The sequence below is a fragment of the Stenotrophomonas sp. YJH_SMC_101-4 genome, from assembly GCF_059370395.1.
On sequence record NZ_JCAFTP010000006.1, the window covers coordinates 22359 to 36443 of the forward strand.

Consider the following 14085-nt stretch of genomic DNA (forward strand, 5'->3'; position numbering starts at 1 on the left):
GGACACTGCAAGTACATCTCTGTAAGCTCGGTCGCCGCATCATGCGGCTCACGCCCCCGCAACCGGGCCCACCCCGCCTTCGACAGTTTCCCGCGATCTGTCGGAATGGCATGGCTTGCTTCTGGTGGGTGTCGACCTTGGTCGACACGGTAGATCCACGCCCTGCGTGGATGAAGGTGCGCGTTGTGATTGGAGGAATTGGAAGGACTGAGGTCAGAACAGCTGGCCCTGCACCGTCGGTTCTTCGATCGGTATCGATGGTGCTTCGATCACGTCTTCCGCACCCAGCCGCCAGGCCAGGCCACCCAATCGACTGGCGTGGCGTTTCAATGCGGCCTGCAGCACCTCTGCGCTGCCTGCTACGTGCAGGCGTTGGCGGGCACGGGTCAGGCCGGTGTAGACCAGCTCGCGCGACAGCACGCGGCCGTCCTGGCGTGGCAGCTGCAACCACACTTCGTCGAACTCCGAGCCCTGTGCCTTGTGTACGGTCATCGCGAACGCGCTTTCGTGCGTGGGCAACGCGGCCGGGTGGAAGGCGCGTGGCTGCTCGACGGTATCGCCGGGGAACCAGGCCACCATCGCGCCGCTGCCATCGCGCAAGCAGATGCCGATATCGCCGTTGAACAGGCGGTGCCGGTAGCTGTTCTCGGTGACCAGCAGCAGGCGGCCCTGGAAGTAGCCCGGGGTGTTGCCGGCCAGCAGGTGTTCGATACGGCTGTTGAGCCCGCGCGCGCCCTGCGGGCCTTCGCGCAATGCGGTCAGCACGCGCAGGCGCCCGGCCTGCTGCAGGGCACTTACCGGATCAGCGGCCTCGGCCAGCGCGCGCCAGTGGCCGAGCAGATGCTCGCGTTGGCCACGCAATGGATCGGCTTCGCCTTCATGGAAATGCACGCCAGCCAGTGAACCGCCACGCAGCAGCTGCAATGCGGTGCTGCTGTCGCCTTCGCGCACGGCATGCGCCAGCGGCGCCAGGTCCAGCGCATCACTCTGACGGTAACCGCGCTGCAGCTGCACGCGGCGGCCAGCAAAGGCGCGTGGTGCCGCCTGCGGCTGCAAGGTGGCCGGCGCCAGCAGTCCATGCAGTGCCTGCGCGTCGTCGGCGCGGGTGCCGATGCCATCGCCGCTGGCGCGCAGGATCGCGCTGAGTACGTCGCCGGCTTCCACCGACGGCAGCTGGTCCGGGTCGCCGAGCAGGATCAGCCGGGTGCCACTGGCGATCGCATCGACCAGCTTGGCCATCATCGGCAGATCGATCATCGACGCTTCGTCGACCACCACCACATCCACCGGCAGTGGATTATCAGCGTGGTGGCGGAAGCGCGGTGAATCGGGAATCACGCCGAGCAGGCGATGCAGGGTGGTGCCGGTACTGGGCAATGCCGTGCACAACGTCGCATCCACTCCTTGTTCCTGCAGCCGTTGCACGGCTACGCGAAGGCTCTCGGCCATGCGCTCGGCAGCGCGACCGGTCGGCGCGGCCAACGCCACCTCGGGCAGCGGCTGGCCGGCATGCCGGGCCTGCGCCGCCAGCAGCAGCAACAGGCGCGCGATGGTGGTGGTCTTGCCGGTGCCGGGGCCGCCGGTGACCAGTGCCAGCGGATGGCGCAGGGTCACGCCGGCTGCGCGTGCCTGGTGATCTTCACTGTTCAATGCCTGCGGGAACAGCTGCGCGAACAGCGGCGCCAACGCCGTCATGTCCGGCGCCGGCAGCGGATGCCGGCCGATGCGCTGCAGCCCGGCTGCCAACTGACGCTCGTACTCGCGATAACGGCGCAGGTAGAGCAGGCCGTTCTCCAGCACCAGTGGCGCATCCTCGGCGATGGCGTCGGACTGCTCGGGTGTCGCCACCCACGGCGACGCACGCAACTGTGCCATCCAGTCGTGCGCGGCAGGCCACTCGGGCACGCCTTCCAGCAACCGCTGCGGTTGTGCCGGATCGAACGCGGCGTGGCCCTGCGATACCGCCAGCGAGGCCAGCGCCGCCGCCAGCGCCACACTCTCGGGCGTGTCGTCGCGCAGCCGCTGCAGGCTGGTCGCCAACGCGTGATCAAGGGTGCGCAGCTGGCCCTTCTGGTGCAGTTCCTTCAGCAGGCTCATGCGCTGGCTCCACGTGCACGTGCGGCCAGTTCGGCCTGGGTCTGCTCGCCACCGGCGAACAACGCATCCAGGGCATCCACCAACGCCAGCGGGAAACGGTCCACATGCACGCCATTGCCGGTGCCATCCAGGCCGCGGCAGAACAGGTAGCGGATGCCGCCCATGTCACGTTCGTAGTCGTAGGCCGCGCCCAGGCGGAAGCGCAACCAGCGATGCAGGGCCACGGTGTAGATCAGCGCCTGCAGGTCGTACTCGCTGTGCCGCATGGCAATGGCCAGCAGGTCCGGGCTGTAGCCGGGCAGGCGGTTGGACTTGTAGTCGAGCACGTACCAGCGCCCGTCGCGCACGTAGGTCAGGTCGATCATGCCGGTCATCAGCCCTTCCAGGCGGCGACGCTGGCCGAAGCCTCGACGACCACTGGAAACGCCGTGCGCATGAAGGACCTGCAGCAGCGCCGGCACCGTGGTCGGTTCGATGGCGAAATGGAAGTCAATTTCTGCGCGGCGCTCGCCTTCACCCAGGCTGTGCAGCGCACCGCCTTCAGGTAGCGGCACGGTCAGCGTGTGGCCAACCAGCGGCACCAGCACGGCCACGCCGTCGTCCAGATCGACATCGGCATAGCCTTCGTCGTGCAGCGCCTTGCGCAGCACCTCGGCCTGCCCCTCAGGGGCTTCCAGGCCCAGCTGCCAGTCAGCCCAGGCAGCAAAGTCGACGTTCTCCATCGCCTCATGCAGCACGTTGCCGAAGCGACTGCCCATGAAGCGCGGATCGAGCGGGGCGTTGTCCTCGGCGGCCGCGGTGGGTTCAGGCAGCGCCGGTTCCAATGGCAGTTCCGGGCCGGCCGGTTCGTCGGCGGCCGGTGCCGGCAGCTCGGTCGCGGCCGCTTCGATATCGCTGCCAACGCCTGCATCTGCGTGGGCCAGCTGGGTAAAGCTGTACACCCACCAGTCGTGCGGCACGCGCCGGGTCAGTGCACGCACGGCTGGAAGCTCACCTTCCACTTCGGCCGCCAACTGCGGCAGCGTGGCCGGCGCCTCGCTGTCATCGATGTGCACATCGGCGAGCGCGCGCAGCGCCTGCAGGTCACCCAGCAGCGGCGCCAGCCGCGTCTTGCCGAGCCCGGCCAGATCACCCACGGCGATCCACAGCGCATGCTCGGCGCGGGTCAGTCCCACATACAGCAGGCGCGCATCCTCGGCGCGCTGCTCGCGTTCGCGCTGCGCGGTGGCCACTTCCCAGGCCTCGTCCTTGTCCAGCTTCCAGTGCAACTGGCGCTGGCCGCCGACGTGCACGGTGCAGTGCGAGGCCGTGTTCGGTGCGCCGCCGTCGATGCCGACGAAGGGCAGAAACACCAGCGGATACTCCAGGCCCTTGCTCTTGTGCAGGGTGATGATCTGCACGCGGCGCGCGTCCGATTCCAGGCGCAGCAGCTGCTGCTCGTCATCCTGGTCGGCGCTGGCCATCTGCCCCTGCAACCAGTCCAGCAGCCCGTGCATGCCCAGCGCCTGCGCGGAGGCTTCCTGCAGCAGTTCACCCAGCTGCAGGTAATTGGTGAGGCGGCGCTCGCCATCGATCAGCGCCAGCAGACGCTCGCCCTGCGCGGCACAGACATCGGCGATCACCGCGAACGGCCCGCCGCGCTGCCAGCGCTCTCGCCAGTGCAGCAGCTGCGCCTGGAACCCGCGTTGCAGGTCGCCATCGCGTTCCATCGCCGCAATCGCACTTGCGCGCTGGCCGAGCAGTACCGTGGCCAGCGCTGCGCGCAGGCGGCCCTCGTCGGCCGGTTGCAGCAGTGCCAGCAGCAGCGCACGCAGATCACGCGCTTCAGGCGTGGAAAACAGGCTCTGTTTGCCGGCTGCCACTGCCGGAATGCCGACCGCGGCCAGTGCGCGCTGCACCAGGGTGGCCTCGCGATGCGAGCGCACCAGCACCGCGATGTCACCGGGCTGCACCGGGCGCCCACGCAACACGGCATTGCCCGCACGCGCCTCGACCAGGATCTGGTGAATCGCGGCCACGCAGGCCTGGGTCGCCGCATCGCGCGAGGCATCGGCGCTCATCGCCTTGTCACCGCCACTGCGCAGCACGCGCAGGGTGAGCGCCGCGGCGGCATGGCCGTCGCGCTGGTAGTCCGCATCGCTGCGCACGCCACCGGGCCGCACCGGCTCGAACTGGATGTCGCGTTCGAGGAAGGCGTCTTCGCCGGCGTTGTCGTACAGCGCCTGCAGCGCGCGCAGCACAGCGGGTCGCGAGCGGAAGTTCTGGTCCAGCACCGGCGCCTGCTGCGCCACCTGCTTGGCCTTCAGGTAAGTGTGGATATCACCGCCGCGGAAACCGTAGATCGCCTGCTTGGGGTCGCCGATCAGGAACAACGCCGGTGCCAGGCCCAGCTCGCGCACCTCCGGCGAATCACCGAACACGGTGTGGAAGATGCCCCACTGGCGATCGTCGGTATCCTGGAACTCATCAACCAGCGCGATGCGGTACTGCGCGCGCAGCTGCCTGACCAGCGTCAGTCGCTGCGGGCCTTCCAGGGCGAGCGCTACGCCATCGATCAGATCGTCGTAGGTCTGCACCCGGCGGATGCGCTTCAGTGCCTGCAGCCGCTGCGTGGCGTCGGCGCGAAGCGCGTGCAGGAAATTCAATGCGGTGGCACGCAACCAGGCATCGCGTTCGGCCAGCAGCACGACATAGCGCGCCAGCGGTGCCTGCAATGGCGACGACGGCGTGCGCTCGGCGAATTTCTTGTTGGTCTTGGCGGCCAACGCCTCCGGCAGCAGCGCCGGCAGGCGTTCGCTGATCAGCAGCTCGCGCGGGTCGGCGCGCTCGGCCCAGGCCAGCAGCTGCCGGCCCAGCGGATGCAGCCAGCCCAGCTTGTAGGACACGCCGTTGAGCCACTTGTTGTCGACCGCATCGCAGAGGTCGATGAAGAACTGCTCGCCGTGTTCGCGCACGCGTGCAGACAGCTCTTCCGCCGCGCCCTGCAGGGCCACATGCGGATCGGGCAACGCCACCGGCTGCGGCAACGGATGCAGTGGCGGCGCGGCCAGCAGCGCGCGCAGATCGGCGGCCAGCGCGTCCGGGTTGGACCACAGCCAGGTCAGCGGCTCCAGCGTGGCCGGGTCATTGGCATGCACGCGCCATAGATCCGCTGCCAGTTCCTCCAGCAGCTCGCGGTCACTGGCCAGCAGTTCCGGCGGGTCGAAGGTATGGCCGCTTTCCAGCGCATGCTCGCGCAGCACGCGGGTGCAGAAGCCGTGGATGGTGAAGATGGACGCCAGATCGATCTCGTCTGCGGCCACCTGCAGGCGGCGCTTCAGTGCGGTGGCACTCTCGGAGCCGCTCTGCAGATGACGCTGCAGGACTTCGCGGGTCAGGCATACATCCGGTGCTTCTCCCTCGGCCGGTTCCAGATCGACCAGGTGTGCGGCCAGCGCCAGGCGCTGGCGTATGCGCTTGCGCAGTTCCTGGGTGGCGGCGTCGGTGAAGGTCACTGCCAGGATCTGGCCGATGCGCAGGCCCTGCTCCACCACCAGGCGGGTGAACAGCGTGGCCAGGGTGAAGGTCTTACCGGTGCCGGCGCTGGCTTCGATGAGGCGGATGCCGTCCAGCGGCAGGGCCAGGTAGGGATCACGGCTGAGGGATTCGATGCCGTCTTCGGCGATGGCGGCGCTCATGCGTTGCCCTCCTGGCGTGCTTCGGTGCCGAGAGCGCGACCTTCGCGCACCGCGCTGAAGACCACCTGGCTGTTGCGCAGCAGGTCGGCGTAGCCGGCATCGGTGGCGAACGGGTCGGCACCGCGCAGCAGCAGCTGCCACGCGTCACTTCTGGATTCCCCCCAGGTGCGGTCACTGCCGTGCCACTGCTTCCAGCCTTCGCTGCGCTGCTTTTCTGCCGGCGCGTTGTACAGCACCCAGCCGGTGTACGGGGCAAAGCGCAGCGGCTCGCGCAGGCCACGCTGGCGCAGCTGCAGCAGCGCACGCAGCGCAGCACGTGCAGCGGGAACGCTCAATGCCGGCAGCACGTGCGGACCGGGACCGGCATCGCCGCCGTCATGGAACTGCACAAGCGGCAGCGCATCGCCCGCAGCGTTCGCCAGCAGCCAGTCCAGGCCGTGGCGGATCACTGCATTGCCATTGAGTGTGCCGGCACGCAGGCGCACCAGCCCTTCGGGATGCCGATCGGCCACGCGGCCATGCAGGCGCACGCCATCGATGTCCACTTCGTAGCGACGGCTTTCCAGTGGTTCGCCCTGCATCCAGCCCAGCAGCGCACTGGCATACGGGCGTGTCTTCAACTGCTCCACCTCGAACTGGCGCTCGCCCAATGGACCCGACGGCAGCAGGCCACGCGCGCGCAGCCGCGGGTACAACGGCTCGGCATCGCCGCTGAGCGTGGCGCGTACCACCGCCGCCTGCACGCTGCGCTTTTCCGGCCCGCGCGACGAAAGCACCAGCGGTTCCAGGTCATCGACCTCCTCGACATCGTCGGCCAGGCGCAGGCCCAGCGACTGTGCGAGGAACTGCCCGGCCGGGTCGCACAGGAAGCGGCGCAGGGTATCGAGCGCGACCTCCTCTTCCACCGCATCGTCGAGCGGCGGCGGCAACGGTGCATCGAACCACAGCTGCAGGCCACCGCGCTGGCCGGTCAGGCGACCGGCGGCCGGATGCCACTGGCGGCGATAGCTGAAGCGGCGTGGATCGCCATCACCGAACGCGGCTGGCGAGAACGGCTGCAAGGCGTGACGCACGGTGAAGTCGCGGACCGCCGCAGTCGGATCGAGGTGATATGCGGCGGCGGCATCGATCAGTTCGCTGACCAGTACCGACGGCTCACGCACGCTGCCATCGCGCGGATCGGCGCCGAGATAGCTGAGATAGAACACCTCCTGCGCGGCCGCGAACAGCTGCAGGAACAGGAAGCGGTCATCCTCGCGGGTGGAGCGGTCGCCCGGACGGCGGCGCGGCGTATCCAGCTCGGCGGTGAGCTGGTTGAGACCGGCGGCAGGGTCACGGCGGGGGAAATCGCCATCATTGAGACCGAGCACGCAGATCACCCGGAACGGCAGCAGCCGCATCGGCACCATGCGGCCGAAACTGATGCCACCGGTCAGCAGCGGTGCGCGCGTATCGGCCTCCCCCAGTACGCCGGCGAAGTGCGAACGCACCACCTCCGACGGCACGCCGTCTTCGAAACCGGCCTTGGCGGCATCGTCGGCGAACTGGTTGAGCAGCTTGCGCAGGCGCTCCAGCGCGCGCTGGCTGTTGGGCGAGCTGGGCGCGGTGGGCAGCAGTGCATCCAGCAGCGACAGCAGGCGCTGCCGCCACTGCGCCGGGGTCAGCAGCTCGCCGAGGCGACGCTGATAGATCGCCAGCACGCGCAACAGGCGCAGCAGCCGGTCCAGCGCGTCCAGCGCGCCGCCTTCCAGTTCGATCCACGGCGCCACACCGGCCAGGTCAGCCTCACTGCCGGTGGCATGGCCGAGTACCAGGCGATCCAGCGCGAACTGCCAGGTGTAGGCGTCGTCGGCCGGTGCCTGGTGCTGGTTGCGGTGCTTCGCATCCAGGCCCCAGCGTGCACCGGCCTGCTGCAGCCAGCCATGCAGGCGATCGAAGTCCACCGCTTCCAGCCCGGCCGCTTCGGCCAGCGGCGCGCTGGCCAGCAGGTCCAGCACTTCGTTCAAGCCAAAGCGCGAGACCGGCAGGCCCAGCAGATGCACGAACACATCGGCCAGCGGCTCGCCCGCCAGTGGACTGCTGTCGGCCAGCGCATACGGAATGTGCTCCTCCTCGCCGCCGCGACCGCCGAACACGGCTTCCAGGTACGGCACATAGGGATCGATGTCCGGCGCCAGCACCGCGATCTCGCGCGCCTGCAGCGGCGGGTCGAAGCGCGGATCCTGCAGCAGGCTGCGCAGCTGGTCGTGCAGCACCTGCAGCTCGCGCAGCCGGGTATGGCAGGCGTGCACCTGCAGGCTGGGGTCGTCACTGCGCAGGCCTTCGCGCAGCTCGCCCGAGGGCAGTGCGCGGCGGTGGAACAGATCGCGCTGCAGGCGATGCAGCAGGCTGTCGGACAGGCCGCCTTCGTCCAGGGTCGGCCGGGTGTCCTCCTCGGGATCGGAATAGGCGGCGATCTCGCCGGCCGGATGCACCACCTCGTAACTGCCGAGCACCGCCATGAAGTCGCGGCCGGCCGCACCCCAGGCTTCCAGCAGGCGGTTCTCGCCGGCCGCTTCACCGAAGGGATCGGGCGCGCCGCTGCGCAGGCGCTCGGCCAGCGTCTGCAGGTCGCCCCAGTAAGACTGAACCGGGGTGGGCATGTAGAAGTGCAGCTCGCCCACCCGGGCCTGGGTGGCCATCACCCGCAGCACGTCGGGCGAGATGTTGAGCGTCGCAAACGCAGACATGCGCGGCGGCAGGCCTTGCGGCAGCGGCTGGCCGGCGCCTTCGAAGCGGTCCAGGTACTCCTGGATGCGGCGGGCGCGATAGTCGTGGCCCCGGGTGATGGTGCGCCACAGGATTGCCTGCGGATCGGCCGGATCGGCCCCGGCCGCCCAGCGCAACAGCCAGTCACGCCGCCAGGCCTGGTACTTCTCGAACACCGAGGCCAGCTCGCCGGCCAGCGCCCACGGCTTCAGAGCATCATCGCCGGCAAGATACGACTGCAGCGCGCGCATCGGTGGCTGCGCCAGCAGCGACGGATCGCGCAGCGCCTGGTACAGCTTCCAGTGCAGGCCGGCGGCGTCCAGATCGTCCTGCTCACCGCTGACGTTGGCCTTCAGCGCGCGCGCCACGAACTCGCCCGGGGTCAGGAATTCGAGGTTGGCAGCAACGCCGAACTCGGCCGCCAGTGTCGCCTGCAGCCAACGCCGCATCGCCACCTGCGGGATCAGCACCACTTCCGGCGCCAGCAGCGGCTGGCCCGGTACCGGCGCACGCACGTTGCGCGCCAGCAGCGCGGCCAGCACGTCCAGGGAGTTGGAATGGTAGAGGCGGAAATCGCTGCCTGGGTCACTCATCATGCACAGTGTGCAGGACGGCAGGCAGTATTCAATGGTCAGCCCATCGCCGGTACGGATTGTTCCGGGCTGCCGGGCGATTGTCCCGGCCTGCGCGAGGCCTTGCCGTGCAACAATACTGGACCGTCCAGTCTGCTTATGTTCAGCCGACGGGCCCGATCCTTCGATGTCTAAAAAACGTTAATGGTGCCCATGTCGGCTTCCACCTCCAGTCTGGTGCAGTTATCCAACGTCCGCATCGACCGGAGCGGACGCACGATCCTGCGCGACGTGTCGCTGCAGGTGCCCAAGGGCAGCATCACCGCGGTGCTCGGTCCGTCCGGCAGCGGCAAGTCGACCCTGCTGGCGGCGCTGACCGGCGAACTGCGCCCGGTCGCCGGCGAGGTCACCCTGTTCGGCAAGCCGATCCCGCATGACAGCGGTGCGCTGCTGGAAATGCGCAAGAGCGTGGGCGTGCTGTTGCAGGGCAACGGCCTGCTGACCGACCTCACCGTGGCCGAGAACGTCGCCCTGCCGCTGCGTACGCACACCCGCCTGCCGACCGCCGTGCTGCGCCGGCTGGTGCAGATGAAGCTGCATGCGGTGGGCCTGCTGGCCGCCGCCGATGCCTGGCCGCGCGAGCTGTCCGGTGGCATGGCGCGCCGTGTGGCGCTGGCCCGTGCACTGGCGCTGGACCCGCCGCTGATGATCTACGACGAGCCGCTGACCGGGCTGGACCCGATCGCCTCGGGGGTGATCATGAGCCTGATCCAGCGCCTCAACCACAGCCTGGGCCTGACCAGCATCATCGTCAGCCACCACGTGCACGAGACCCTGCCGATCTGCGACCAGGTGATCGCGATCGCCAATGGCGGCATCGTGTTCCAGGGCACGCCCGAGGCACTGCAGTCCAGCCAGGACCCGCTGCTGCGGCAGTTCCTGCACGGCCAGCCGGATGGCCCGATTCCGTTCGATGCCGCGCCACGCGCGAGGGTTGCCTGATGCCGTTCGTCCAAGCCACCCGCTCGCTTGGCCGCGCCGGCCTGTTCTCGCTGACCGTGCTGCGCGGTTCGCTGCCCACGCGTGATTTCCTGGCCGAGCTGACCCGCGAGATCTACAAGATCGGCGCGCGCTCGCTGCCGATCATCGCCGTCGGCGGTGCCTTCGTCGGCCTGGTGCTGACCCTGCAGGGCTACCGCACGCTGACCACCTTCGGCGCGGCCGACGCGCTGTCGACCCTGCTCGGCCTTTCGCTGTACCGCGAGCTGGCACCGGTGCTGACCGCGTTGCTGTTCATCGGCCGCGCCGGCAGTTCGATCGCCGCCGAACTGGGCCTGATGCGTGCCACCGACCAGATCAAGGCGCTGGAGCTGATGGCGATCGATCCGGTAGCCAAGGCGGTGGCGCCGCGCTTCTGGGCGGCGGTGCTGACTGTGCCGTTGCTGACCGGCATCTTCTGTTCGCTGGCGATCAGCGCCAGCTACTTCGAAGCCGTGCACGTGCTGGGCCTGGACAACGGCGTGTTCTGGTCGGCGCTGCGCAACAGCGTGGACTTCTGGGACGACTTCGGCGTGGCAATGCTGAAGTCGGCGATCTTTGGCGGCACTGCCGCGCTGGTCGCCGCCTACGTTGGTTTCCATGCCGAGCCGACCATTGAAGGCACTTCGGTGGCGACCACCCGTGCGGTGGTCAACGCCTCGCTGCTGGTACTGATGTTCAACTTCGTGCTGTCGGCAATGTTGTTCACCTAACCCCTCCACCGGCGGTGCGCAGGCGCGCGCGGCCACCACGACTCGATCAGGTAATCCACATGGCCATCCGCGGTCCCAGACTCGAATTCTCCGTCGGCGCTTTCCTGCTGCTGGCCCTGGCCTCGCTGATGGTGCTGGCCGTGGCCTCGACCAACCAGCGCTGGAGCTGGGGCAGTGAAGGCTATGACCTGAAGGCGCGCTTCTCCCAGGTCGGCCAGCTGCGCAAGCAGGCGCCGGTGAAGATCGGCGGCGTCACCGTCGGCCAGGTCGCGTCGATCGACCTGGACCCGGTGAAGTTCGAATCGATCGTGACCCTGCGCATGGACAGCAAGGTCAAGGACCTGCCGGCAGACACCTCGGCCGGCATCTTCACCAGTGGTTTGCTCGGCGAGAGCTATATCGGTCTGCAGCCGGGCGGTGATCCGGACGTGCTGAAGGCCGGCGACGAGATCGTCTTCACCCAGCCGGCAGTGGACCTGATCCAGCTGGTCGGCAAGTACATGTTCAGTGGCGGCGCCGGTGGCGGCGCTGCTCAGAAGCCCAACGATGGCGCGCAGGCGCCTGCAACGGAACCGCAACCATGAAGATGAAACTGATCCCGGCCCTGCTCGCCTCGGCGCTGCTGGCGGCCACCCCGTTCCTGGCCCAGGCCCAGGCCGCCGCGCCTGCCGCTGCCGCAACGCAGAGCCAGGCCGGCAAGGTGGTGATCGATGCCAGCAGCCGCATCCTGTCCACGCTGCAGCAGCGCAAGAGCGAGTTCACCAGCAACCCGGCCAGCCTGCGCAGCTACATTGACAGCGAACTGACCCGCACCTTCGACCGCGACTACGCCGCGCGCCTGGTGCTGGGCCCGCACGCCCGCGGCGCCTCCGACGCCGACATCAAGCTGTTTGCCGATGCCATGGCCGACAGCCTGATGCAGCGCTACGGCTCGACCCTGCTCAACATCCAGGGCAAGCCGAGCTTCCGCCTGAAGGGTGAAAGCCCGCTGCCGGGCAATCGTGGCGTGCGTGTGAGCACCGAACTGGTGCGTGCCGGCAACGAGCCGACCCCGGTCGAGTACTGGATGCGCAACGTGAATGGCCAGTGGAAGATCTTCGACGTCAACATCGAAGGCATTTCCTACGTGCAGACCTTCCGCAACCAGTTCGATACCCCGCTGCGCCAGAAGGGCATCAAGCAGGTGGCCAACGAACTGCACAGCGGCAGCATGCAGGCCGGGCCCGCGGGCAATGGCAAGTAACGCACTGGCGCTGCTGGAAGGCGACACCCTGCGCCTGCGCGGGGTGCTCGACCGTGCCGCGGTGATCGCGCTGTGGCCGCAGCTGCAGGCCCTGCCGGCGAAGCTGTCACGGCTGGAGCTGGGTGAGGTCGAACGCGTGGACAGCGCCGGCCTGGCGCTGCTGGCCGAACTTGCCGCACGCGCGCGCAAGAGCGGTCACCCGCTGGCAGTCTCCGGCGCGCCGGCCGGCTACAACGAGCTGAGCGCAGCCTACCGGCTGTCGCCCGACCTGGATTTCAACGCTACTTCTGCTGCGAGCTGACATGAACGTCGTACGCACTTTCCCCCTGATCGTCCTGGCCACCGCCCTGACCGCCTGCGCCGGCAAGCCCGCACGCAGCGATGCACCGGCAGCCAGTACCGTGGTCCCGGCCAGCACCATCGCCGAGGCCTCCGCCCCCACTGCCGATACCGGAACGGTCGACGCCGCGCCGGCAGCAGCCGTGGTTGCCGCACCTGCACCGGCCACGCCACCATCCGCACCGGTCCGCAGCGCCGACACCGATGCGGCCAGGGCCGCAGCGGCGACCGCACCCGGTGGTGATGACGACTTCGATGCCCTCTATGGCGGCGCCGGCAACACCGGCAGCGCAGCGGCCTACGATCCGTGGGAACCGTTCAACCGCAAGGTGCACACCTTCAACAACGCGGTTGACCGTGGCATCGCGCGCCCGCTGGCCACGGCCTACACCCACGTGGTGCCGCGCTTCGCCCGCACCGGCGTCAGCAACTTCTTCAGCAACCTGCGCGCACCGGTGACCATCACCAACCAGCTGCTGCAGGGCCGCGGTGCCGATGCGTGGGACAGCCTTGGCCGCTTCCTGATGAACAGCACGCTGGGTATCGGCGGCCTGTTCGATCCGGCCAGCAAGGCGATGGTGCCGCGTCGCAATGAAGACTTCGGCCAGACCCTGGGTGCCTGGGGCTGGCGGCGTTCGCGCTACGTGGAACTGCCGTTCTTCGGCCCGCGTACCGTGCGTGATGTGTTCGGCCTGGCCGGTGACATTCCGCTGTCGCCGATCCGCCGTATCGAAGAGGACAAGATCCGCATCGGCCTGCAGGGCCTGCAGCTGGTCGATACCCGCGCGCAGCTGCTGGCGATCGACAACCTGCGTGACACCGCCGTGGACGAGTACTCGCTGGTACGCGATGCGTGGATGCAGCGCCGCAACTACCAGATCGAGAACGATCTGCGCAGCAAGCGCGACCGTGGCCACGACGATGCCAATTCGCCGATCCCGGTCGATGCCATGCCGATGCCGAACTGGAGCAACTGATCGCTGCAGCCCGTGCATTAAAAAACCCCGCCTCGGCGGGGTTTTTCTTTTCCGGTAGGTGCCAACCCTGGTTGGCACGCTTTCCTCAGGCCGCCAGCGCGGCCTCGATGGCTTCGCGCAGACGCGCGTCATCGGCAGCCACGTCCGGGGCGAAGCGCGCGATGACCTTGCCGTCGCGGCCAACCAGGAACTTCTCGAAGTTCCACAGCACCGCCGGTGCTGCGTGGATCGGAATCTCCTTGCTCGCCAGGCGCTCACGCAGCGGGCCTTCGCCGATCGACTGCGGCTGGGCGGCGGTCAGCTGCTGGTACAGCGGGTGGGTGTCATCACCGGCCACGCTGATCTTGGAGAACATCGGGAAACTGACGTCGTAGGTGAGCTGGCAGAACTGCTGGATCTCCGCCTCGCTGCCCGGCTCCTGGCCGAGGAAGTTGTTGGCGGGGAAGCCCAGCACTTCCAGGCCCTGCGCGTGCTTTTCCGCATACAGCGCCTGCAGGCCTTCGTACTGCGGAGTGAGGCCGCACTTGGAGGCGACGTTGACCAGCAGCAGCACCTTGCCCTGGTAGTCGGCAAGCGAGGACGGCTGGCCGTCGATGGTGGTGAGGGAAATGTCCTGGATCGGGGTGCTCACGCGGGGGCTCCGGCAACAGCGGGGAATGGCCCACCAGCATAGCGCCGCGC

10 protein-coding genes are annotated in these 14085 nt (G+C 68.5%); 6 read left to right on the forward strand and 4 right to left on the reverse strand.

The features are described 5' to 3' along the window. Positions 1 to 213: 213 nt before the first annotated feature. The 3 genes from recD to recC are packed head-to-tail and all read right to left on the reverse strand — an operon-like array spanning position 214 to position 9118. Positions 214 to 2097, reverse strand: a complete 1884-nt coding sequence (recD, locus tag AC5P8D_RS18745; RefSeq protein WP_414614505.1) for an exodeoxyribonuclease V subunit alpha — start codon at positions 2095 to 2097, stop codon at positions 214 to 216. Next, entirely contained in the window at positions 2094 to 5774 is a 3681-nt protein-coding gene (recB, locus tag AC5P8D_RS18750) for an exodeoxyribonuclease V subunit beta (protein ID WP_495203573.1), read from the reverse strand. Before recB ends, recD begins: the two co-directional genes overlap by 4 nt. After that, on the reverse strand, positions 5771 to 9118 hold the full coding sequence (recC, locus tag AC5P8D_RS18755; RefSeq protein WP_461288565.1) for an exodeoxyribonuclease V subunit gamma: 3348 nt from the start codon (positions 9116 to 9118) through the stop codon (positions 5771 to 5773). The genes recB and recC overlap by 4 nt, the downstream gene beginning before the upstream one ends. Positions 9119 to 9307: 189 nt before the next feature. On the opposite strand from recC, the gene AC5P8D_RS18760 reads away from it, so the two are divergent. The 6 genes from AC5P8D_RS18760 to AC5P8D_RS18785 are packed head-to-tail and all read left to right on the forward strand — an operon-like array spanning position 9308 to position 13404. Beyond that, positions 9308 to 10096, forward strand: coding sequence for an ABC transporter ATP-binding protein (locus AC5P8D_RS18760; RefSeq protein WP_010487485.1), 789 nt, complete (start codon positions 9308 to 9310; stop codon positions 10094 to 10096). Further along, the gene (locus AC5P8D_RS18765; protein ID WP_005414955.1) at positions 10096 to 10845 is read left to right on the forward strand and encodes an MlaE family lipid ABC transporter permease subunit; all 750 of its coding nucleotides are present in this window, start codon (positions 10096 to 10098) and stop codon (positions 10843 to 10845) included. Before AC5P8D_RS18760 ends, AC5P8D_RS18765 begins: the two co-directional genes overlap by 1 nt. A 59-nt stretch (positions 10846 to 10904) precedes the next feature. Continuing rightward, entirely contained in the window at positions 10905 to 11429 is a 525-nt protein-coding gene (gene mlaD / locus AC5P8D_RS18770) for an outer membrane lipid asymmetry maintenance protein MlaD (protein WP_010487482.1), read from the forward strand. Continuing rightward, on the forward strand, positions 11426 to 12088 hold the full coding sequence (locus AC5P8D_RS18775; protein WP_010487479.1) for an MlaC/ttg2D family ABC transporter substrate-binding protein: 663 nt from the start codon (positions 11426 to 11428) through the stop codon (positions 12086 to 12088). Before mlaD ends, AC5P8D_RS18775 begins: the two co-directional genes overlap by 4 nt. Next, positions 12078 to 12389 (forward strand): STAS domain-containing protein, encoded by a 312-nt coding sequence (locus tag AC5P8D_RS18780; RefSeq protein WP_032128488.1) that lies wholly within the window; start codon positions 12078 to 12080, stop codon positions 12387 to 12389. Before AC5P8D_RS18775 ends, AC5P8D_RS18780 begins: the two co-directional genes overlap by 11 nt. Position 12390: 1 nt before the next feature. After that, the gene (locus AC5P8D_RS18785) at positions 12391 to 13404 is read left to right on the forward strand and encodes an MlaA family lipoprotein (protein ID WP_049436083.1); all 1014 of its coding nucleotides are present in this window, start codon (positions 12391 to 12393) and stop codon (positions 13402 to 13404) included. Between the two features lie 85 nt (positions 13405 to 13489). On the opposite strand, the gene AC5P8D_RS18790 is transcribed toward AC5P8D_RS18785, so the two are convergent. Further along, complete coding sequence (locus tag AC5P8D_RS18790; protein WP_010487473.1) at positions 13490 to 14035, reverse strand: glutathione peroxidase; 546 nt, start codon at positions 14033 to 14035, stop codon at positions 13490 to 13492. Positions 14036 to 14085: the final 50 nt, after the last annotated feature.